Annotated in this window: 20 protein-coding genes; 4 read left to right on the top strand and 16 right to left on the bottom strand. The window is 63.4% G+C overall.

The window, feature by feature from the left end; genetic code table 11:
- Window positions 1–9: 9 nt before the first annotated feature.
- The 6 genes from lipA to leuS form a co-directional block, all read right to left on the bottom strand.
- Window positions 10–1,062 carry a lipoyl synthase gene (gene lipA / locus ACWPW0_RS19125; RefSeq protein WP_454256200.1) on the bottom strand — a complete coding sequence of 351 codons (1,053 nt, stop codon included), beginning with the start codon at window positions 1,060–1,062 and terminating at the stop codon, window positions 10–12.
- A gap of 227 nt (window positions 1,063–1,289) precedes the next feature.
- Entirely contained in the window at window positions 1,290–2,576 is a 1,287-nt protein-coding gene (locus ACWPW0_RS19120; RefSeq protein WP_454256199.1) for a lytic murein transglycosylase, read from the bottom strand.
- A 55-nt stretch (window positions 2,577–2,631) separates the two neighbouring features.
- Complete coding sequence (arfA, locus tag ACWPW0_RS19115) at window positions 2,632–2,790, bottom strand: alternative ribosome rescue factor ArfA (RefSeq protein ID WP_454256198.1); 159 nt, start codon at window positions 2,788–2,790, stop codon at window positions 2,632–2,634.
- A 103-nt stretch (window positions 2,791–2,893) separates the two neighbouring features.
- A complete protein-coding gene (gene holA / locus ACWPW0_RS19110; protein WP_454256197.1) occupies window positions 2,894–3,928 on the bottom strand; it encodes a DNA polymerase III subunit delta in 1,035 nt (344 codons plus the stop codon).
- 42 nt (window positions 3,929–3,970) lie between these two features.
- Window positions 3,971–4,579, bottom strand: a complete 609-nt coding sequence (locus ACWPW0_RS19105; RefSeq protein ID WP_447594084.1) for an LPS-assembly lipoprotein LptE — start codon at window positions 4,577–4,579, stop codon at window positions 3,971–3,973.
- Window positions 4,580–4,651: 72 nt separating this feature from the next.
- On the bottom strand, window positions 4,652–7,273 hold the full coding sequence (gene leuS / locus ACWPW0_RS19100) for a leucine--tRNA ligase (protein ID WP_454256196.1): 2,622 nt from the start codon (window positions 7,271–7,273) through the stop codon (window positions 4,652–4,654).
- Window positions 7,274–7,449: 176 nt separating this feature from the next.
- Here leuS and ACWPW0_RS19095 point away from each other — a divergent pair, with 176 nt between their 5' ends.
- Together ACWPW0_RS19095 and ACWPW0_RS19090 are read left to right on the top strand one after the other, a co-directional pair.
- Window positions 7,450–7,896 (top strand): hypothetical protein, encoded by a 447-nt coding sequence (locus ACWPW0_RS19095; RefSeq protein WP_454256195.1) that lies wholly within the window; start codon window positions 7,450–7,452, stop codon window positions 7,894–7,896.
- A gap of 27 nt (window positions 7,897–7,923) precedes the next feature.
- Window positions 7,924–8,694, top strand: coding sequence for a YdcF family protein (locus ACWPW0_RS19090; RefSeq protein WP_454256194.1), 771 nt, complete (start codon window positions 7,924–7,926; stop codon window positions 8,692–8,694).
- On the opposite strand, the gene lnt is transcribed toward ACWPW0_RS19090, so the two are convergent.
- The 6 genes from lnt to ACWPW0_RS19060 form a co-directional block, all read right to left on the bottom strand.
- A complete protein-coding gene (gene lnt / locus ACWPW0_RS19085) occupies window positions 8,691–10,208 on the bottom strand; it encodes an apolipoprotein N-acyltransferase (RefSeq protein ID WP_454256193.1) in 1,518 nt (505 codons plus the stop codon). The genes ACWPW0_RS19090 and lnt overlap by 4 nt on opposite strands.
- 83 nt (window positions 10,209–10,291) lie before the next feature.
- Window positions 10,292–11,131, bottom strand: coding sequence for an HlyC/CorC family transporter (locus tag ACWPW0_RS19080; protein ID WP_454256192.1), 840 nt, complete (start codon window positions 11,129–11,131; stop codon window positions 10,292–10,294).
- Window positions 11,132–11,165: 34 nt separating this feature from the next.
- Window positions 11,166–11,639: an rRNA maturation RNase YbeY gene (gene ybeY, locus ACWPW0_RS19075; RefSeq protein ID WP_454256191.1), complete on the bottom strand. Its 474-nt coding sequence runs from the start codon at window positions 11,637–11,639 to the stop codon at window positions 11,166–11,168.
- Complete coding sequence (locus ACWPW0_RS19070) at window positions 11,632–12,648, bottom strand: PhoH family protein (RefSeq protein WP_454256190.1); 1,017 nt, start codon at window positions 12,646–12,648, stop codon at window positions 11,632–11,634. The genes ybeY and ACWPW0_RS19070 overlap by 8 nt, the downstream gene beginning before the upstream one ends.
- An 87-nt stretch (window positions 12,649–12,735) precedes the next feature.
- On the bottom strand, window positions 12,736–14,064 hold the full coding sequence (gene miaB, locus ACWPW0_RS19065; protein WP_454256189.1) for a tRNA (N6-isopentenyl adenosine(37)-C2)-methylthiotransferase MiaB: 1,329 nt from the start codon (window positions 14,062–14,064) through the stop codon (window positions 12,736–12,738).
- Between the two features lie 77 nt (window positions 14,065–14,141).
- Entirely contained in the window at window positions 14,142–14,927 is a 786-nt protein-coding gene (locus ACWPW0_RS19060; RefSeq protein WP_454256188.1) for a hypothetical protein, read from the bottom strand.
- Between the two features lie 112 nt (window positions 14,928–15,039).
- On the opposite strand from ACWPW0_RS19060, the gene ACWPW0_RS19055 reads away from it, so the two are divergent.
- Entirely contained in the window at window positions 15,040–15,363 is a 324-nt protein-coding gene (locus ACWPW0_RS19055) for a DUF1820 family protein (protein ID WP_454256187.1), read from the top strand.
- A gap of 7 nt (window positions 15,364–15,370) precedes the next feature.
- Here the strand turns inward: ACWPW0_RS19055 and ACWPW0_RS19050 are convergent, their stop codons facing one another.
- The 4 genes from ACWPW0_RS19050 to ACWPW0_RS19035 all read right to left on the bottom strand — a co-directional run bounded on the left by ACWPW0_RS19050 (window position 15,371) and on the right by ACWPW0_RS19035 (window position 18,881).
- Window positions 15,371–15,955 carry a tetratricopeptide repeat protein gene (locus ACWPW0_RS19050; protein ID WP_447594062.1) on the bottom strand — a complete coding sequence of 195 codons (585 nt, stop codon included), beginning with the start codon at window positions 15,953–15,955 and terminating at the stop codon, window positions 15,371–15,373.
- Window positions 15,956–16,135: 180 nt separating this feature from the next.
- The gene (gene hemL / locus ACWPW0_RS19045) at window positions 16,136–17,419 is read right to left on the bottom strand and encodes a glutamate-1-semialdehyde 2,1-aminomutase (protein ID WP_454256186.1); all 1,284 of its coding nucleotides are present in this window, start codon (window positions 17,417–17,419) and stop codon (window positions 16,136–16,138) included.
- 21 nt (window positions 17,420–17,440) lie between these two features.
- Window positions 17,441–18,073: a thiamine phosphate synthase gene (gene thiE / locus ACWPW0_RS19040; protein ID WP_454256185.1), complete on the bottom strand. Its 633-nt coding sequence runs from the start codon at window positions 18,071–18,073 to the stop codon at window positions 17,441–17,443.
- A 10-nt stretch (window positions 18,074–18,083) separates the two neighbouring features.
- Window positions 18,084–18,881, bottom strand: a complete 798-nt coding sequence (locus ACWPW0_RS19035; RefSeq protein ID WP_454256184.1) for a hydroxymethylpyrimidine/phosphomethylpyrimidine kinase — start codon at window positions 18,879–18,881, stop codon at window positions 18,084–18,086.
- Window positions 18,882–19,204: 323 nt separating this feature from the next.
- On the opposite strand from ACWPW0_RS19035, the gene ACWPW0_RS19030 reads away from it, so the two are divergent.
- Window positions 19,205–21,601, top strand: a complete 2,397-nt coding sequence (locus tag ACWPW0_RS19030) for a 7TM diverse intracellular signaling domain-containing protein (RefSeq protein WP_454256183.1) — start codon at window positions 19,205–19,207, stop codon at window positions 21,599–21,601.
- Window positions 21,602–21,662 lie beyond the last annotated feature (61 nt).

The raw sequence follows: 21,662 nt of genomic DNA, 5'->3' as shown, positions 1-21,662 counted from the left end.
CGGTCCCGGTCAGTTCAGGTTGAAGGCCGGGATCAGGTTCGTGTCGTGGTTCTGGCCTGGCACTGGTACAGGTGCTGCCAAGCCCAGGTTGTTCTTCTCGAAGACGCGGTCGGCGCGGTAGCTGGAGCGTACCAGCGGGCCTGCAGCCACTTCCATGAAGCCTTTTTCCAGGCCAATGTCGCGAAAGCGATTGAACTCCTCAGGGCTGACCCAGCGCTTGACCGGCAGATGGTTGCGGGTGGGTTGCAGGTATTGACCGAGGGTGAGGATGTCGACGCCGATGGCGCGCAGGTCATCCATGGTCTCGAGGATTTCCTCGTCGGTCTCGCCCAGGCCCAGCATCAGGCTGGTCTTGGTCAGGACATCGGGGCGATGGCGCTTGGCGTGTTCGAGCACGCGCAGAGTTTTCTCGTAGCCGGCGCGCGGGTCGCGTACCACATGGGTCAGGCGTTTCACTGTCTCGACGTTCTGCGCGAACACCTCGAGGCCGGAATCCACCACGCGTTCGATGGCCTGCAGGTCGCCATCGAAGTCCGGCGTCAGGGCCTCTACCACCACTTGTGGAGTGTTTTCCTTGATGGCGCGTACGCAGGCTGCATAGTGACCAGCGCCCCCGTCATCCAGGTCATCGCGGTCCACCGAGGTCAGCACGATATAACGCAGCGCCATCAGCTCGACCGATTTGGCGGTGTTTTGCGGTTCTTCCAGATCCAGCCAGCCGTTTGGATTGCCGGTGTCCACGGCGCAGAAGCGGCAGGCACGGGTGCACACCGAGCCCATCAGCATGATCGTGGCGGTGCCGTTGGACCAGCACTCGCCCATGTTCGGACAGTGTGATTCCTGGCAGACGGTGCTCAGACGGTGTTCACTGACGTTGCGTTTGACGGCTTCAAAACGGCTGCCGCTGGGGGCTTTGACCCGCAGCCATTTGGGCTTGGGCTCGAAGACCTGGGGCTCGCTCGAGGGGCGACGCTTCTGACCATCCTTGATCGCAGTGATGCCCTGAACGGTGCGGAATTTTTCGCCGCTGGCAACGGGTTTGGGCGGGGCGGTGTCGGACATCGGGATCTTGGCTCCGGTAGGGGCTCCGTAGGACGAGGCGGCTTTTGGCCGGTGGGCAGTTTATCACAGCACGCCTGGCCTCCCATCTACGTCGAACGGTCGTGACCTGGATCGGCAGCAGGTGTGATCCAGGTTAGCGCCTAGCAGTCCGTTGAAAAACGACCTGCATTGCCGATGCCGCGTTGAAAACAGGCTCGGCTGCCTCTCTTGCGGTGCTCAACGGCCTGCTAGTTGCGCAGTTGCTTGAGCAGTTCGTGGTTCGGGTAGCCATCGGCGGCCCAGCCTAGTTGTTGCTGGTAACTGCGAATGGCCTTGCGCGTGTTGGCACCGATGATGCTGTCCGCCGCGCCGGGTTGCAGGCCCTTCTGGGCCAGGCGCTCCTGCAGTTCGATGCGCTCGCTGCGGCTTAGTGGCAGGTCGTTGCGCGGCCAACTGCCCAGCACCTGCCCGCCATTGTCGAAACGCTCCGACAGTAGCCCTACCGCCAGCGCATAGGACGAGGAATTGTTGTAGCGCAGGATGGCGCGGAAGTTATTGAACACCAGGAATGCCGGGCCGCGATGGCCAGCAGGCAGCAGCAGCGAGGCACGCTCATCGGCGCGCACGGCCACGGCCGGGACTTTCACGCCCAGGGCGATCCATTCGTTCAGTGGCTTGCGGATATCGGCATCGGCATGGGCGTAGTCGAAACCGCTCGGCAGTGCGACCTCGTAGCCCCATGGCTGGCCGAACTGCCAGCCGGATGCCTGCAGGTAATGTGCAGCGGAGGCCAGGGCATCGGTGCTGGAGGTCCAGATGTCGCGGCGCCCGTCACCGTCGAAGTCCACGGCGTGGCTGTTGTAGGTGGTGGGGATGAACTGGGTCTGGCCCATGGCGCCGGCCCAGGAGCCCAGCATGCGCTCTGGCTGGATGTCACCCTGTTGCAGAATCAGCAGGGCGGCGAGCAATTGGTCTTCGGCGAACTGTGGACGCCGACCTTCGTAGGCCAGGGTTGCCAGGGAACGGATCACCGACTTGTCGCCCATGAATTGGCCGAAGTTGCTTTCCATGCCCCAGATCGCCACCAGTGCCTGGCGGTCGACACCATAGCGCTGCTCGATACTGCGCAGGATGCTGCTGTGTTGGGTGAGCAGGGCCTTGCCCTTGGTCACGCGGAGTGGTGAAACGGCGCCGTCGAGGTATTCCCAGACCGGGCGGGTGAATTCGGGTTGGCTGCGATCGGCCTTGACCACACTGTCATCCACGCTGACGTTGGCGAAGGCGCGATCGAACAGGGCTGGCTGAACGCCATGGGCCAGGGCCTTGTTGCGGAAGGTGTCACGCCAGGCTTCGAAGCTGATGCTGGGCTCGGCTGCTGCTGCGGCTGTGGCGCTGGCAGCAGGGTCGGCGCTTTGGGTGGGTGCGGCGACGGGAGCGGTAGGGCTGGCGGCAGTTGCGGCATTCGGTGGGGCGGTGCAGGCACTGAGGAACAGAGCACTGCCAACGAGCAGACTGTACAGGCGGGGTTGGAACATTACGGATCGTCTCGGTTTTCGCATACAGAGAGCGACCTTAGCATGAACGGCGTTTTCAGGCGGCCCTAACGAAAGAAGCCTCCCAGTTTTGCTGGGAGGCTTCGCGGCGGTAGCTGCCTTTGCCTTTCTTCGGTTTTTCCTGACGACTGCGGAACAGTGGCTGTGCGATCAGGGATTTGGCCTTGTTCGGCCCGGGTTTGCGGGTCTTGCCCATGGTCGATCCTCGTGCTGATGGCCCGCAGGTTGCGAGCGCGCGGATCATGCGCCGCTGGTCGATAAATGTCCAGATGGCGACGGTCGGCCGTCAATGTGCCGGATTACTCGCCGAGTGGCAGGCGTTGTCCAGCCATGCGCAGTACCAGGCGACCCAGGCTGCTCCAGGGATCGCCCGGTGCCTGTCCCTTGACCTGGGCGTCGATCTGTTGCGCGTCGACCAGTAACTGGTTCCAGCGGCTTGCCGAGAGGCGTTGCAGGGCCTTGCTGACCAGTGGACGGCGTTTGTCCCAGACCGGCGGGCGAGCGGAGGCGAAGGCTTTTTCCAGCGGCACGCCCTGGCTGTATTGCTGAGCCAGGCCTGCCAGCTGGCGCAGCTCGCGGGCCAGCATGACGACAATGAACAGCGATTCCTGGCCTTCGCCGCGCAGCCCTTCGAGCATGCGCAGGGCATGGGCGGCCTCGCCATTGAGAATGGCGTCGATCAGGCCGAATACGTCATAGCGGGCGCTGTCGGCGACTGCGGCCTGGACGGTCGTCGCGTCGATCTGGTTGCCGTCGGCGAGCAGCTTGAGCTTCTCGATTTCCTGGGCGGCGGCCAGCAGGTTGCCTTCCACGCGCGCGGCAATCAGCTCCAGGGCTTCCTGGGTAGCGGTCATGCCGGCCTGGGCCAGGCGTTGGCGAATCCACTGCGGCAACTGGTTGGCGTCCACCGGCCAGATCTGTACGAACTGGCTGTTGGGTCCATCGATCAGGGCCTTGGCCCACTTGGTCTTCTGCGTGCTGCCATCGAGCTTGGGCAGGCTGATCAGCAGCAGGGTGTCTTCCGGTGGTCGGCCGAGGTATTCGAGGATGGCTGCCGTGCCTTTGTCCCCAGGTTTGCCATTGGCAATGCGCAGCTCGATGACGCGCTTCTCGGCGAACAGCGACAGGCTGGCGCCCGCTTCATAGAGCAGGCCCCAGTCGAAGTTGGCTTCGGCGTGGAACACTTCGCGCTCGCTGAACCCTTGGACGCGGGTCGCGGCACGAATGGCGTCGGCAGCTTCCTGGCATAGCAGCGGTTCGTCGCCACTGATCACGTAGACCGGGGCCAGGCCACCTTGCAGGTGTTTGCCGAGTTGGGCGGGATTGAGTTTCATCGGGACAGGTTGAAAGGGTCGCTTGCGCGACCCTTTTCAGTGTTACTGCATGGGCAACTGAATGGGCGACTGCAGTGGTGCCGATTCCTGCTGGGCACGGCGAGCGGCGGCAGCAGCTTCGGCTTCGGCCTGGGCGCGTGCTTCGGCTTCTTGTTGCAGTTGCTCAAGCTGGGCCGGGCTGATCAAGCGCAGGCGCGAGGTGACCTGCTGGACCAGCTCGCGACGCATTTCCAGGCGCAGTTGAGTGGATTCCTGATCGGAGCCGATCAGGTTATTGCCGTCGTGCACATAGGTGCTCTGTACTTCGGCCTGGTCCTTGAGCAGCAGCGTGTTCTTGGCGCCGCGGATTTCATAGTCGAGGCGGGTGGTCAGCTCGTATTCGGCGCTACGCGAGTTGCCGGTGTAGCTGGCGGTGCGCTGGGTTTCTGCCTCGTTGACCAGATCCAGTTTGTAGGGCGCGCCATTGTGCACATTGACGCCACTGCTTTCGAGCACCTGGCGCAATTGCTTGACGGTATCGCCGTAGGCGTTGCGTGCGGTCAGGTCGAGTTCCTTGAGGGCGAACTCGTTGCCGCCGGTGCCGCGCAGCTGGAAGCCGCAGGCGCCAAGGAGCAGGGCCAGGCCGATTACCACCAGATTCCGTTTCATCATTGTCTTATCCCCTTGGTAAATCACGGCGCCAGTGTGAGCAGTGGCGCCGAGTTTAATCAGTTCGCGACCGCTTCAACTGGCAACTATGTTGACCAGCTTGCCCGGTACCACGATGACCTTGCGGATAGCCAGGCCTTCGGTGAAGCGCAAGACGTTTTCGTTGGCGCGTGCAGCACTCTCGACCGCTTCGCGACTGGCGCTGGCGGGTACTTCGATCTGTCCACGCAGCTTGCCGTTGACCTGGATGACCAGGGTCAGGGTGTCCTGCACCAATGCGCTCTCGTCGACCTGTGGCCAGGTGGCATCGATGATCGCGCCTGCTTGCCCCAGGTTTTGCCAGAGCACATGGCTGATGTGGGGGGTGATCGGTGCCAGCAGCAACGCTACGGCCAGCAGGCCTTCCTGCAGCAGGGCGCGGTCTTGTTCGGTCGCGGTGGCGGCTTTTTCCAGCACGTTCATCAGGGTCATCACCTGAGCGATGGCCGTGTTGAATTTGTGGTTCTGGCCGACATCCTGGCTGGCCTGCTTGATGGCCAGGTGGATGGCGCGGCGCACCGCCTTCTGTTCGTCGTTCAGGCTGGCGATATCCAGCGCACCCGGCAGGCCGGTGCTGACATGGCTGTGGGCCAGGCGCCAGACGCGACGCAGGAAGCGGCTCGCCCCTTCGACGCCGGCATCGGACCATTCCAGGCTCATGTCGGGCGGCGAGGCGAACATCATGAACAGACGGCAGGTGTCGGCGCCGTAGGCATCGATCATCGCTTGTGGGTCGACGCCGTTGTTCAGCGACTTGGACATCTTTTGCGTGCCGCCGATTTCCACCGGCAGGCCGTCGCTCTTCAGCTTGGCGCCGATCACTTTGGCTTTGGCGTCGCGTTCGACTTCCACGTCGTCCGGGTTGAAGAAGTCCTTACCGCCGTTATCCAGCATGCGGTAGTAGGTCTCGGCGACCACCATGCCCTGGGTCAGTAGGTTCTTGAACGGCTCGTTGGAGCTGACCAGGCCCTCGTCGCGCATCAGCTTGTGGAAGAAGCGCGCGTAGAGCAGGTGCAGGATCGCGTGTTCGATACCGCCGATGTATTGATCGACCGGCAGCCAGTGGTTGGCGGCCTTGGGATCGACCATGCCGCCTTCATAGTTCGGCGAGGCGTAGCGGGCGAAGTACCAGGAGCTTTCCACGAAGGTGTCCATGGTGTCGGTTTCGCGCTTGGCCGGCGTACCGCAGGTCGGACAGGTGCAGTCGTAGAACTCGGGCATGCGCGCCAATGGCGAGCCGGCGCCATCCGGCACCACGTTCTCGGGCAGGACGACGGGCAGTTGGTCTTCCGGTACCGGCACGTCGCCGCAGCTCGGGCAGTGGATGATCGGAATCGGGCAGCCCCAGTAGCGCTGGCGGCTGATGCCCCAGTCGCGCAGGCGGAACTGGGTGCGCGACTGGCCGAGGTCTTTCTTCAGCAGGGCGGCTTCGATGGCGTCGAACGCACCGACGAAGTCCAGGCCGTCGAAGGCGCCGGAGTTGATCAGTTGGCCATGCTCGCCATAGGCGTCCTGCCACGGCGCGGGCGTGCTATCGCCAGCGCTGGTGCGTACCACGGCCTTGACCGGCAGCTGGTATTTGCTGGCGAATTCGAAGTCACGTTCGTCGTGTGCAGGCACGGCCATGACGGCACCGTCGCCGTAGTGCATCAGCACGTAGTTGGCGACCCATACCGGCAGCTTCTCGCCGGTCAGTGGGTGCTCGACGAGCAGGCCGGTCGGCAGGCCTTTCTTTTCCTGGGTGGCGATATCGGCTTCGGCCACGCCACCGCGCTTGCATTCGTCGATGAAGGCCTGCAGTTCAGCAGCCTTGTCGGCAGGCAGCTTGCTCAGGGCAATGCTGGCCAGCGGATGTTCAGCGGCCACGGCCACGTAGGTGGCACCCATCAGGGTGTCGGGGCGGGTGGTGAAGACCTTCAGCTTGCCTTCGGTGCCAATGCTGGCGGCGTCGTAGGGGAAGCTGACTTCCATGCCGCGCGACTTGCCGATCCAGTTGCGCTGCATGGTCTTGACCTGTTCCGGCCAGCCATCCAGCTCGTCGAGGCTGGAGAGCAGCTCTTCGGCGTAGGCGGTGATCTTGAAGTAGTACATCGGGATTTCACGCTTTTCGATCAGCGCGCCCGAGCGCCAGCCACGGCCGTCGATGACTTGCTCGTTGGCCAGTACGGTCTGGTCGACCGGGTCCCAGTTCACGGTGCCGTTCTTGCGGTAGATCACGCCCTTTTCGAACAGGCGAGTGAACAGCCATTGTTCCCAGCGGTAGTAGTCGGGCTTGCAGGTGGTCACTTCGCGCGACCAGTCCACCGCCAGGCCCAGGCTGCGCAGCTGGCTCTTCATGTAGGCGATGTTTTCGTAGGTCCACTTGGCCGGGGCGACGTTGTTCTTCATCGCGGCGTTTTCCGCCGGCATGCCGAAGGCGTCCCAGCCCATGGGTTGCAGCACGTTCTTGCCCTGCATGCGCTGGTAGCGCGCGATCACGTCACCGATGGTGTAGTTGCGCACGTGGCCCATGTGCAACTTGCCGCTCGGGTAGGGGAACATCGATAGGCAGTAAAAAGTGTCCTTGCCTGGCTGTTCGCTCACTACAAAGGAATTTTGCGCGTCCCACTGGGTTTGCGCGGCGGCTTCGATTTCGCGGGGTTGATACTGTTCGTGCATGGGGTTTCGGCGCTGAAATGAGGGCTTACGAGGAACGTCGTAGCATACATGAGCGGCGCCGACCGAGGGAAACCCTGATTGCGCCTGGGCGCAGCCTGTCGCCGTTGGTCGCAGCGGAGCATGCCTGGCAGTGCTGCCGCTAAGCTTGCTTGTAGGGTGATCGAGCGAGGTGCCGAATGGTTGAGCGGCGAGGCGATAGCATGGGCGGCGGGCTGTACGAACGCTTGCTACAGCGTCTCGCACTGGCCCTGGGTGAGGCAGACAGTGCTGCCCGCTGGCACGCTACCTCGCCAGACGAGCTGGAGTTGCGTGGCTTGACACCTGGCGAGCTGGCCTTGATCCAGGCCTACCTGGCTGATGATATGCAGTGGTTGCGTGGCTGGCACGCCGCGGCCGAAGAATTGGCGCGTATCGAGCAGGCCCCGGTGCGCAGTACCCGAACGCCCCGACAACCCTTCAAAATTGCGCTGATGAAAAGAGGCAAGACCAAGCCTGTGCTCAAGCGCCGGCAAACCTTGTGCTGCGCGCTGTGCGGCGTTGCCTGCGAATGCGGGCGCAGCGGTGGTGTGCTGCCGTGCGCTGCGTGCGGCTCTCGTTTGTTTCGTACCGTGGCGACGCACTGATAGGCTACGCGGGCACGGGAGGTGCCCATGGAACTGCGTTTTATCTTCAAACAATTACTGATGCCGCCAGGCGTTTTCTTACTGCTGATTCTGCTGGCCTGGCTGTGTGTGTCATGGCGGCCACGTCTGGCTGCCTGGGGGCTGGCTATCGGCTTGGGCGGCCTGTGGCTGATGAGCCTGCCGGTGGTGGTGGAATACGCCGCTCGCGCTCTGGAGCGTGAGCCCGCGCTGGCCGAGGCGCACTGGCCGCAGTTGGCGCAGCGCGCCGATGTGATCGTGGTGCTTGGCTCCGGGCGTGAAGAGGCCGATCCAGCCTGGGGTAGCGATCAACCCACGGCTACCGCGCTGGAACGCATGCGTTATGCGGCACGCCTGCACCGGGCCAGTGGTCTGCCCCTGTTGCTCAGCGGTGGCTTGCACTATGGGCGTCCACCGAGTGAAGCGGGGTTGATGGCCGAATCGCTGCAACGGGATTTCGGCGTGCCGGTGCGCTGGCTTGAAGAGCGCAGTCGGACGACCTGGGAAAATGCCCTGTACAGTGCAGCGCTATTGCGTGAGCAGGGTGTGCAGCGCGTGGTATTGGTGACCCAGGCATCGCACATGCCACGAGCGCGCTGGTGTTTCGAGCGCGTCGGGCTGGAGGTGGTCGTTGCCCCGCTGGGCTTTGTCAGCGTGCCCAATGCACGCCCGCTGGGCGGGTGGCTGCCAGAGGGCAAAGCGCTGTGGCAGAACACGCGCCTGCTCAACGAGGCGCTGGGGCAACTGGCTTACCCGCTGCTCTACCGCGCGGAAAGTTAGTTACGTTCGCGTCTACGTGACCAGGCAGCCCAGCCGAGCAGGCCCAGGCACAAGCCAGCCAGCGGCCAGCCGCGCCAGATCAGGTAGGGCGTGAGCCCCTGCATGGGTTGCACGCTGCCATACAGGGTGGCCTGTTCGAATTGCGGTATCTGGGCCTGGATGTTGCCGTGCGGATCGATTAGTGCGGTGACGCCGTTGTTGGTGGCGCGGATCATCCAGCGCCCGGCTTCCAGGGCGCGCATCTGGGCCATCTGCAGGTGCTGCAGCGGACCGAATGACGTGCCGAACCAGGTGTCGTTGCTCACGGTCAGCAACAGGTCGCTCTGTGCGGCCAGGTCGGCGGCGAACTCCGGGTAGACCACTTCGTAGCAGATGAACGGTGCGATGTGCAGGCCTTTGGCCTCGAGCAAGGGCTGGTCGCTCGGGCCGCGGGCGAAGTCGGACATTGGCAAGTCGAAGAAGGCGATCAGGCCGCGCAGCAAGTCCTGCAGGGGAACGTACTCGCCAAACGGCACCAGTTTCTGCTTCAGGTAGGTGCCCTGGCCATCGCCAACCACGGTGAGGGCGTTGTAGTAGCGCTTCTCGCCGCGCTCGTTGACCTGACGTACCGGCACGCCAGTGATCAGTGTCGCATTGCGGTCGTTGACTGCGCGTGCCATCACCGCCAGATAGCCCTCGGCGAACTCCTTGAGTACCGGCACCGCGGTTTCCGGCCAGACGATCAGGTCGACCGGCTGGGCGCTGAAGGTCATGTCGCGGTACAGGGCGAGTTGGGCATTGAGCTGTTCCGGGTCCCACTTGAGGTTCTGCTGCACATTGCCCTGCATGGCCGCGACCTTGAGCGGTTCGCCCTTGGGGCTGGTCCAGGCGTGCCCTTGCAACGCCAGGCCGGCAATCCAGGGTGCCAGCAGGAGCAACAAACCCAGCGCCAGGCGTGGTGGTGCCGTGCGCAGGCGCGGCAGATTGATCAGCAAGGCCGCGCTGAGGGCGAGCGCCAGGGATACCAGCCACACGCCACCCACCGGGGCGAGGCCGGCCAGAGGGCCATGCAACTGGCTATAGCCGGCGTACAGCCAGGGGAAGCCGGTGAGGAACCAACTGCGGAAAGCTTCCTGGGCCAGCCACAGGGCGGCGAATGCCAGGGCGTCGGGCAATGGTGATGCGGAGCGGCGCAGCCAGCGTGCCCAGACCCAGCCGGTCAGGGCGAAGAGCAGGCCCAGCCCCGCACAGAATGCCAGGGTCAGAAAGGCGGCCAGTGGCACCGAGGCCGCGCCGTAGTCGTGAATGCTGACATAGACCCAGCTGGTGCCGCTGAGGAACAGGCCTAAGCCGTAACACCAGCCACGCAGTGTCGCCTGTTTGGGGTTGAGGTCACGCAGGCCGAGGTAGAACAGGGCGATGGAGAGGATTGCCAGTGGCCAGAGGTCGAGCGGGGCGAGGGCCAAGGTCGTGATGGCGCCAGCGGGAATGGCTAGCAGGTTGCCTGTCCAGCCGGGGCGGGTGATCCATTGCATGGGGTGCAGATCCTTGGAATAAGCGGCGAGCGCAGGACGGGTTGGCGCAGCCTAACCCGTCGGGCTGATTCGAGCGCGGCTTCTTACCGATTCAGTGGCGTCAGGCGCAGCAGGTGCACGCGGCGGCTGTCGGCATTGAGCACGCGGAAGCGGTATTCGCCGATTTCAGTGGTTTCGTTGCGCTTGGGCAGATGGCCAAACGCATTCATCACCAGGCCGCCAACGGTGTCGAACTCGTCGTCGGGGAAGGTGCTGGAGAAGGCTTCGTTGAAGTGTTCGATCGGGGTCAGCGCCTTGACCAGAAAATCCCCGCTTGGTAGCGGCTTGATGTAGCTGTCTTCCTCGACATCGTGTTCGTCCTCGATGTCGCCGACGATCTGCTCGAGCACGTCCTCGATGGTCACCAGGCCGGCCACGCCGCCGTATTCATCGATGACCACCGCCATGTGGTTGTGGTTGGCGCGGAATTCGCGCAGCAGCACGTTGAGGCGCTTGGATTCGGGAACGAAGGTCGCCGAACGCAGCAGGCTTCTGATCTCGAAGGGCGTACCGGGCTCGCGCAGAATCAGCGGCAGCAGGTCCTTGGCCAGGAGGATGCCGATGACGTCGTCGACGCCCTCGCCAATCACCGGGTAGCGCGAGTGCGCCGCATCGATGATCGCCGGAAGGAACTCCTGCGGTGTTTGCGTCGCTTTGATGCTGATCATCTGCGAACGGGGCACCATGATGTCGCGAACTTGCAGGTCGGCGACCTGGATCGCGCCCTCGACGATGGTCAGGGCTTCGCTGTCGAGCAGCTTGTTCTGGTGCGCCTCACGCAGCACTGCCAGCAGTTCCTGACGGTTTCTCGGCTCATGAGCAAAAGCCTGGGTCAGCTTGCCCAGCCAGGACTTCTGCTCATTGCTCGATCGATCTTCGCTCATGGTGGTTTACTCGGGGGCCTTCTTCGGTGGGTGGTTATTCGTTGGTCGCATACGGGTCGGGGTGACCCAGCTCGGACAGCAATTCTTGTTCCAGGGTTTCCATTTCTTCGGCTTCGGCATCGTCGATATGGTCGTAGCCGAGCAGGTGCAGGCAACCGTGGATGACCAGGTGTGCCCAGTGCGCTTCGCGGGTCTTTCGTTGTTCCTGGGCCTCGCGTTCGACTACCGGGGCGCAGATCACCAGGTCGCCGAGCAGGGGGATGTCCAGCAGCGGCTCGCCGTCCGGCCCGTCGGGAATGTCGGCGGGGAAGGACAGCACGTTGGTGGCGTAGTCCTTGTGCCGCCAGGTGTGGTTCAGCTCGCGGCCTTCGGCCTCATCGACCAGGCGCACGGTCAGTTCGGAGTCGCCCGTGCGCTGGCGCAGGGCCAGCTCGCACCAGGTGCGGAACTGGGCTTCGGTGGGCAGTTGGGCTGCGGTGGAGGCGATCTGCAGGTCGAGTTCAACCATCGCTGCGTGGGTCCTTGCGCTCACCGGTGGTGCGCGGCTCCTGCGGACGGCTCTCGAACAGCTCGTAGGCTTCGACGATGCGTTGTACCAAGGGATGGCGCACCACGTCCTTGGGTTGGAAGTGGGTGAACGTGATGCCCTGTACGTCGCGCAGCACCTCGATGACATGCGCCAGGCCGGACTTGGTGCCACGGGGCAGGTCGACCTGGGTGATATCGCCGGTGATCACCGCGGTAGAGCCGAAGCCGATACGGGTGAGGAACATCTTCATCTGCTCGAGCGTGGTGTTCTGGCTCTCGTCGAGGATGATAAAGCTGTTGTTCAGGGTGCGGCCGCGCATGTAGGCGAGCGGGGCGATCTCGATCACCTGCTTCTCGATCAGCTTGGCCACCTGCTCGAAGCCGAGCATCTCGTACAGGGCGTCGTACAGCGGGCGCAGGTACGGATCGATCTTCTGGGCCAGGTCACCGGGCAGGAAGCCGAGCTTTTCCCCGGCTTCGACCGCCGGGCGTACCAGCAGGATGCGGCGGATCTGCTCGCGTTCCAGGGCGTCCACCGCGCAGGCCACGGCCAGGTAGGTCTTGCCGGTACCGGCTGGGCCGATGCCGAAGTTGATGTCGTTGTCGAGAATGGCGCGCACGTAGCGCTGCTGGTTCTCGCCGCGTGGCTTGATCAGGCCCTTGCGGGTGCGCAGGGCGACACTGGAATCGGCGCGCGGATTGTTGGCCAGTTCTTCCATTCCGGATTCCTGCAGAAACAGGTGCACCAGGTCGGGAGAGAGTTCATTGGCCTTGGTTTCGCGGTACAGGCGCCGCAACAGGTTCTCGGCGGCATGGGTGCGATCTTTGTCGCCCAGCAGTTCGAACTGGTTGCCGCGGTTGCGGATTTCGATGGCCATGCGCTGTTCGATCAGGCGCAGGTGCTCGTCGAATTGCCCGCAGAGGTTGGCGAAGCGATTGGCCTCGAAGGGTTCAAGGGTGAAGCGATGTGGTTCTATGGGTGCGTTCAAAGTGGTGTGGTGGCCGCCAGTCGGCTGGGGTGATGGTCGAAGGATAACCCCACGCGCCCGAGGGTGAAAGTTCGGGCGCATGAGTAATTAGTCGATGAGCGAGCCGCGCAGCGAGTGCGGTAGCGCGTCGTCGATGAAAACGTCGACGAATTGGCCGATCAGGCCTGGATTGTCGCAGCGGAAGTTGACCACGCGGTTACTCTCGGTGCGGCCCTGGAGCATGCCCGGGTCTTTTTTCGAGTAATCGCTGACCAGAATGCGCTGGACGGTGCCGGCCATGCGTCGGCTGTTTTCGAAGCCCTGCTGGTTGATCCGCGTTTGCAGGATCGACAGACGTTGCTTCTTCACCTCGTCGGGGGTGTCGTCGACCAGGTCGGCTGCCGGGGTGCCCGGGCGCGAGCTGTAGATAAACGAGTAGGAGAAGTCGAAGCCGACGTCTTCCACCAGCTTCATGGTCTGCTCGAAATCCTTCTCGGTCTCGCCGGGGAAGCCGACGATGAAGTCCGAGCTGATCAGGATATCCGGCACGGCGGCCTTCAGCTTGCGGATGCGCGACTTGTATTCCAGGGCGGTGTGGTTGCGCTTCATGCCGGCCAGGACACGGTCGGAGCCGGACTGCACGGGCAGGTGCAGGTATTTGACCAGCTCGGGGATTTCCGCGTGGGCCTGGATCAGCGCGTCGGAGAATTCCAGCGGGTGGCTGGTGGTATAGCGGATGCGGTCGATGCCATCGATGGCCGCCACCAGGTACAGCAGCTCGGCGAAGTCGGCGATGCCGCCGCCGCGGGTTTCGCCGCGGTAGCCGTTGACGTTCTGCCCGAGCAGGGTGACTTCGCGCACGCCGTGTTCGGCCAGGTGGATGATTTCCGCCAGCACATCATCCAATGGGCGGCTGACTTCTTCGCCGCGGGTGTAGGGCACCACGCAGAAGGTGCAGTACTTGCTGCAGCCTTCCATGACCGAGACGAAGGCGCTGGGGCCGTCGACACGGGGTTCGGGCAGGCGGTCGAACTTTTCGATCTCGGGGAAGGAAATATCCACCTGCGCGGTCTTGGTGCTGCGCGCCGCATCGATCATTTCCGGCAAGCGGTGCAAGGTCTGCGGACCGAAGACCACGTCGACATAGGGCGCGCGGTCGCGGATTGCCGCGCCTTCCTGGCTGGCGACGCAGCCGCCGACACCAATGACCAGATTGGGATTTTCCAGTTTCAGCTCGCGCCAGCGGCCCAGCTGGGAGAAAACCTTGTCCTGGGCTTTTTCGCGGATCGAGCAGGTATTGAGCAGGATTACGTCGGCTTCTGCGGGGTTCTGCGTGACTTCCAGGGCCTGATGCTCGCCCAGCAGGTCGACCATGCGCGAGCTGTCGTACTCGTTCATCTGGCAACCGTGGGTTTCGATATAGAGCTTCTTGGTCATGGTCGTTTCTGGGTGGTTAAAAAATGACCGCGCATTATATGCGTGTGCCGGTGTCGGTGCCACCGCCGGTGCGTGGCTCATTGGCTGCGCGAATAGTCCTTTAGCGGTATCAACGTCTGCTCCTGCCAGCGGTAAAGGGCGTCGATATGGTCGCGGGCGGTACCGCCGAAGCAGTCACGGCCTTGGCCGAGCAGGCGCAGGCTGCGTTGTTCGCCTTCCACGGCCAGGCGCAGCTGTTGCACGCTGCAGCAGCGCGAGGTGTCCAGCAGCGGCGAGAGTGCTTCCTCGCCGAGTGGTGTCAGGGTGTGCAGGCGTTTGCCGTCTTGCCATTCCTCCAGGCTGGGGCAGGCCCCGGAGTGGGAGGCTGGTCGCAGCACCAGGCAGTGGCCCGGCGCGACGGCGGTGCTGTCGAGGGCGTTGCCGGCAACCTCTGGGCAGGGTGTGTGGCGGTAGTGGGCCAGGCGCTTTTCATGAGCGGCCTCGCACAGGCGCTGATTGGTTTCCAGGGCATGACTGACCCGCCCGCCGTCTTCCAGGTTCATGACATTGCGTGCGCTGCCCGGGTTGCCGACCAATGGATCGAGCAGGTTAAGGCAGTCCTGCTCGCGACCGGCCTTGAGGTAGGCCAGGGCAAGGTCGCTGCGCAGCCAGTACCAGTTGGCGTCGAGTTGTTCGAGGGTGCAGGCGTCCTGCCGCTGCTGCGCCTGTTGCAGGCGGTCGATGGCGCCCTGGTAGTCGCCCTTGGCGAATAATGCATCGACCAGGGGGCGTGCTGTCGCGCTTGCTGAGCAATCGTCGCTGTCGGCCAGCGCTGGTAGCGTCAGCATCAGGGCGATGAGCGCGGGGATTGATGAGTAGCGCATGAGGCTTTCCGGTGGAAGGTTGTGCAGTTTAGCGGGCTGCTGGGAGGCGGCATTGTGAGCGGGTGCTTGTGCTATCCTGCGCGGCCCATTTTTCCAGACTCCGCCGTTACTCATGAGCAAGCGCGAACCCATCTACAAGGTGATATTCCTCAACCAAGGCCAGGTGTACGAAATGTATGTCAAGCAGATTTATCAAAGTGATCTGTGGGGCTTTCTGGAGGTGGAGGAGTTCGTCTTCGGTGAGCGCACCCAGGTAGTGGTCGACCCCAGCGAGGAAAAGCTCAAGGCGCAGTTCGATGGTGTGGTGCGCAGCTTCGTACCCATGCACGCGATCATCCGCATCGATGAGGTCGAGCGCCTGGGTACGCCGAAAATCAGTGAGGCCAAGGGCGGCGGCAATATCATGCCATTCCCCATGCCGATGCCTGATAAATAAGCCTGGATTAAGGGCTGGGCGCCTGCATGAACGGCGAGCCGCTGCTGAGGTTCTGCAGCTCCAGCAGATAACTGCGGAAGATCTGCCCAAGCACCTGGCTGGCCAGCTCCAGCTCCTGCCGATTCATCTGTCCCTCGACCAGGTCGGCGCTATCCATGGCTTCGTCCGAGCCATTGACCGCCGCCATCTTCAGCACGATGTAGGCCTGCACGTTGTTGGCCGGTACGCCTTCACCACGGAAGAACATGGTGCCAAGCCGTAGCTGAGCCTGGGCATTGCCTTGCAGGGAGGCCTGCTCGAACCAGTGCAGGGCCTGTGTCAGGTCTCGAGTGGCTGGCGGAGTTTCTCCGGGCTGGGGCTCTCCCGGCTGTCCTTCATAGTAGAACTCGCCCAGCTCGTACTGCGCTTCGGCATCGCCTTGCAGGGCAGTGTCCTTGCAGGTGGCGAGCGCCTGGGGGAGGTCTTCGGGGGCGGTATTCAACGCGCAGCGCCCGGTTGCCGGGATCAGCAGGGAGTTGCCGCCCGTATCGGCCAGCAAGGGGGAGGTAAGCAGCAGGCAGCCCAGGAACAGGGTGCGGCCGGTGCATTTCATGGGAATCACAGCGCCTCGGAAAACCTGCGGGCAGTTGCCCGGCCGGCGAAACGTGCCGGCTAGCGCATTATGGATAAGCTGGCGCACTGTTACAAAGCCTTTACCGGCATTTATCCATTGTGCTGGCGGTGCACGGCAATGTGGATGGCGCCAATTGGCACCATCCACCGGTGCACGGGCTTACTTCATCTGGGCGAAGGCGCGCTCTGCGGCATCGAGGGTCAGGGCCAGTTCGGCATCGCCATGGGCGATGGAGGTGAACCCGGCTTCATATGCGCTCGGGGCTAGATAGACGCCGCCATCGAGCATGAGGTGGAAGAAGCGCTTGAAGCGTTCCACGTCGCTGGCCATCACGTCTTCGAAGGTGACGATGTCATCGGCGCCGCTGAAATACAGGCCGAACATGCCGCCGGCCTGGGTGGTGACGAACGGAATGCCGGCCGCATCGGCACGCTCTTGCAGGCCTTGCAGCAGGCGGCTGGTGTAGTCGCTCAGCTCGGCGTGGAAGCCGGGGCGGCTGATCAGGCGCAGGGTGGTCAGGCCGGCGGCCATGGCCAGCGGGTTGCCGGACAAGGTGCCAGCCTGGTAGACCGGGCCAAGCGGGGCGATGCGCTCCATGATCGCGCGTTTGCCGCCGAAGCAGCCGACCGGCATGCCCCCGCCAATGATCTTGCCGAACGTGCTCAGGTCGGGTGTCACGCCGTAGTGAGTCTGTGCGCCGCCGAGGGCAACACGGAAGCCAGTCATCACTTCATCGAAGATCAGGACCACGCCGTGCTTGTCGCACGCTTCGCGCAGGCCTTCGAGGAAGCCGGGGGCGGGGGGGACGCAGTTCATGTTGCCAGCCACGGGTTCGACGATGATGCACGCCACGTCCTGGCCGATTTCATCGAGTTGCTTTTTGACTGCTTCGATGTCGTTGAACGGCAGGGTCAGGGTGTGTTTGGCGAAGTCCGCCGGCACACCAGCCGAGCTCGGCACGCCCTGGGTCAGCAGGCCGGAACCGGCTTTTACCAGCAGGCTGTCGGAGTGACCGTGGTAACAACCTTCGAACTTGATGATGGCGTCGCGGCCGGTGTAGCCACGGGCCAGGCGGATCGCACTCATGGTCGCCTCGGTGCCGGAGCTGACCATGCGCACCATTTCCATCGACGGCACGAGGCTGCATACCAGGTCGGCCATCTCCACTTCCAGCGCGGTCGGCGCGCCGTAGGACAAGCCGTGCTCCAATTGCTTGCGCACAGCGTCGAGAACCTCGGGGTGGCTATGGCCAAGAATCATCGGACCCCAGGAGCCGACATAGTCCACGTAGCGCTTGTCATCCTCGTCAGTGACATAGGCGCCGACCGCATGCTTGAAGAACAGGGGCGTGCCGCCGACGCTCTTGAAGGCGCGCACGGGCGAGTTTACGCCGCCGGGAATGTGTTTCTGGGCACTGTTGAAGAGGTTTTCTGAGCGGGACATGGCAGGACTCTCGTAAGCGAATTAGACAGTGGCAAATAGCGCGCTGAATGCGCGGGCGCGTTGCTCCACCTCGGCGGCGGACGGCGCGCTGAACAGGGCATGGATGACGGCGACCAGGCTGGTGCCGCTGGCGATCAGGCTGGGTGCGCGCTCCAGGGTGATGCCGCCAATGGCGGTGACCGGTACCTGCAGGCGCTGCGCGTGGCTTAGTAGTTCAAGGCCGGCGGCGGGCGCGCCGGGTTTGGTCTGGGAGTCGAAGAAGCGGCCAAAGGCGACGTAGCTGGCGCCCTCGCCGATGGCCTGCTCGGCCAGTTCGAGGCTGGCATGGCAGGTGGCGCCAATGATTGCCTGCGGGCCGAGCAGTGCACGGGCGGCGGCCAGCGAGCCGTCATCCTGGCCCAGATGCAGTCCAACGCCCAGGCGTGCGGCCAACTCGGCGTCATCATTGATGATCAGGTCGGCGCCATGGCGGGCGCACAGGTCGCGCAATGCCTCGGCCTGGCGCAGGCGTACGGCGGTGTCGCCGGACTTGTCGCGGTATTGCAGCAGGCGCGCGCCACCTTTCAGGGCAGCCTCGGTGTAGGGCAGCAGTTTGCCGTCGGCCAGCAGGTGGCTGTCGGTGATGGCATACAGGCCACGCAGGACACGGCTCATGAGCAGCGCTTCATAGCGAGAAGTCCAGGGGCAGGCGGCGGGGGATGAACTGGCCCCGCCCCGGTTGTTCGGCATCACGCAGGGTGCGCCAGGTGTAGTCCAGTGCCGTGCGCGTCGCGCTGACAATCTCTTCGCCCAGGGCCAGGCGACCGGCGAGGGTGCTGGCCAGGGTGCAACCCGAACCGTGGTAACTGCCAGGCAGGCGCGGGCAGGTGAAGGTGTGGCGGCTGCCATCACGGGAATACAGACGGTTGTGCACGTCACTCTCGTCGCCATGGCCACCGGTGATCAGCAGGTGCTGGATCTTCGGCAGCAAGACTGCGGCGCACTCGTCCGCAGTGCCTTCAGGCAGCTCGGCGAGGATGCGTGCTTCCGGCAGGTTCGGCGTGGCGATGGCGGCGATCGGCAGCAGGCGCTCGCGCATGGCGTAGCCAACGTCTTCCTTGCCCAGCGAGCCACCACCGCCGGCGCGCAGGACCGGGTCGCAAACCAGCGGGATGCCCGGCAGGCGCTGCATGATCTCCAATACGGTATCGACCATTTGCATCGAGCCGAGCATGCCCAGCTTGACGGCAGCCACCGGTAGATCGGCGATCACCGCGTGGGCTTGGGCCAGCACCCACTCGCGGTCGAGTACGCGAAAATCTTGGACGTTGACGCTGTCCTGCACGGTCAGCGCGGTGACGGTGGGGGCAGCGTGACAACCCTGGGCGAGCAGGGCTTCGATGTCCGCCTGCAGGCCGGCACCACCACTTGGGTCGTGACCGGAAAGGCAGAGGACAACGGGACGGGAGTTGTGTCTGTTCATGGGCGGCGAGCTTACCACTTGCTGCCTGGCGGCCCAAACCCGATGCACTGCGCCAGGCCGTATGCTCGCCGTCTTTGCAGATGCCCGGAACAGGGTCCCGAGGGTGAGGAATACGTAGCGGTTTGAGGGCTGTTTGGATAAACCCGGTTGCGTTACTTGCGATCAAGCCTCAACAGCACCTAGAGTGGCAAAAACCAATAAACGATGCTGGCGTGCCTTGAACTCCCTGGAACTGGATGTCCTGCGTGAATTCGCCGTGGTGGCGAATGCGTAATCGGGTCCGGCTTACTGGGGAAGTGCCGGCCGGGTCTCAGTGGGGCGGCATGCGTTACGGTCTATTCATCCTTCTATGCCTTCAGGCGCTGCTGGCGAGTGCGGTCGAGTTTGACGAGCACCTCGACAGACTGCCGCTTGGACCGCTGATGTATGCCTTCGAAGATGTGCGGGGTGATGCCACCATCACGGATATCGCCTCGCCGGCGCTGCAGGGCAGTTTTCGCCAGCACCACAATCAGGTCCTGAATGCGGGCTATTCGCACTCGGTGTTCTGGTTACGTATCGATTTGCAGTACAGCCCCCGCGAGAGTGGCGGGGCGCGTCCCTGGTACCTTGAACTGGCCTACCCACCGCTCGATCACCTCGAGCTTTACCTGCCAGACGCCGTCGGGGGATACCGGCTGGCGCAGCGCACGGGAGACCGGCTGCCCTTCGACAGCCGGCAGATCAGGCAGCACAACTACCTGTTCGACGTAACCCTGCCAGCCCATGAGAACCAGCGCATCTACCTGAGGGTAGCCAGCGAAGGCTCGGTTCAGGCGCCGTTGACCCTGTGGTCGCACAAGGCATTCGTCGAGCACCAGCCCATGCGTATCTATGTGCTGGGCATCATCTACGGTGTGTTGCTGGGGATGTTGGTCTACAACCTGTTTATCTTCCTCAGCGTTCGCGATACCAGCTACCTCTATTACATCCTGTATATCGCCTCGTTCGGTCTTTATCAGTTATCGGTGAACGGCATCGCCGTTGAGTTCCTCTGGCCGAACAATCCCTGGTGGGCGAATGCTGCCATTCCGTTCCTGGTCGGTTCGTCGGTGCTGTTCGGCTGTAAGTTTGCTCGTAGTTTTCTGCATACGGGGGAGCACAGTCCCTACGTCGATCGCGCGTTATTGCTGATGATGGGCTGCGGCGTTCTGGTGATGGTTGCGGCACTGGCGGCCAGCTATGCCCTGGCGTTGCGCCTGGCGACCTACCTGGCGCTGGTATTCATCGTGCTGATTTTCAGTGCCGGCATCCTGGCCTGGCTGCGGGGTATGCGGGTCGCGCGCTACTTCATCATCGCCTGGACTGCCTTTCTCATCGGCGGGGCCGTCAATACGCTGATGGTGCTCGGCTACCTGCCCAATCTATTCCTGACCATGTACGCCAGCCAGATTGGCTCTGCACTGGAGGTCTGCCTGCTGTCGCTGGCCCTGGCCGATCGCATCAATGCGATGAAGGAAGAGCGCACGCGGATTCTCGAAGAGTCTGGGTGCGAGCTGGAAAACCTCAACCGTGAGCTGGCGACCAGTAATCGGTTGAAGGACGAATTCCTCGCCACCGTGACCCATGAGTTGCGCACGCCGATGAATGGTGTGATCGGTTCGCTGGAGCTGATGCAGACGGTCAAGCTCGACGTCGAGCTGGAGCAGTATCAGAAGACGGCTGCTCGTTCGGCGCGCGACATGATGCACATGGTCAATGACATCCTGGTGTTGACCGAGCTGCAGGCCGGTAAGTTGTATCCGCGCCGCGAGCCTTTCAGTTTGCGTGGCTTGTTCGATGGGCTGCGTGCGCAGTATTCGCCTCTGGCCCTGGAGAAGGGTTTGCAGTTCTCCATCGACCTCGAGAACAGCCTGCCCGATACGCTCGAAGGGGATGCCGGCAAGCTGACGCAGTGCGTGAGTTACCTGCTCGACAATGCCATCAAGTTCACCCATCGGGGCAGTGTCTATGTGCGGGTTACCGCCGCGGGCCCCCTGACATCGACCATGCCCTTGCGCATCGAAGTGACGGATAGCGGCATTGGTTTCAGCGCCGCGGTAGAAGACAACCTCTATCAGCGCTTCAAGCAACTGGACAGCTCGATGACCCGCCAGTATGGCGGCCTGGGTGTGGGGCTGGCGGTCTGCCGGCAACTGGTCGACTTGCTGGGCGGTACCCTGCGCCACCAGTCGGTGCCGGGGCAGGGCAGTACGTTCGAACTGACCCTGCAACTCGACCTGCCGGTGCAGTCTGCGAGCGTCGAATCGCCAGGCCGGCGCTTTGGCGGTTATCCGCAGCGCCGCCCGGAGCAATGCACGGTATTGGTGGTCGAGGACAACGCGATCAACCAACTGGTTACGCGCGGCATGTTGCTCAAGCTCGGTTACCGCGTGCGCACCGCTGACAACGGAGCCGAAGCCCTGGATCGACTGCGCGCCGAGGCCGTGGATGCCGTGTTGCTGGATTGCCAGATGCCTGTGATGGACGGCTTTGCCACTTGCCGGGCGCTGCGGGCATTGCCAGGCTGTGCCGAGCTGCCGGTGCTGGCCATTACCGCCCACAGCCACAGTGGCGACCGTGAGCGATGTCTGGCTGCGGGCATGAGCGATTACATGGCCAAGCCGGTCAAGTTCATCGAGCTGCAAGCGCTGCTGCATGACTGGGTGCTGTGCCAACCGGTGGCCGCTCAGCCCGAATAACCCTGTTGTTCTAGCGACGATTGTGCCGGCAGATTTGGCCGATATCTCGTCTTCCGCCAAA

This window comes from Pseudomonas sp. Marseille-Q8238 (genome assembly GCF_965111915.1).
This window is presented reverse-complemented; position numbering and strand designations above follow the sequence as displayed.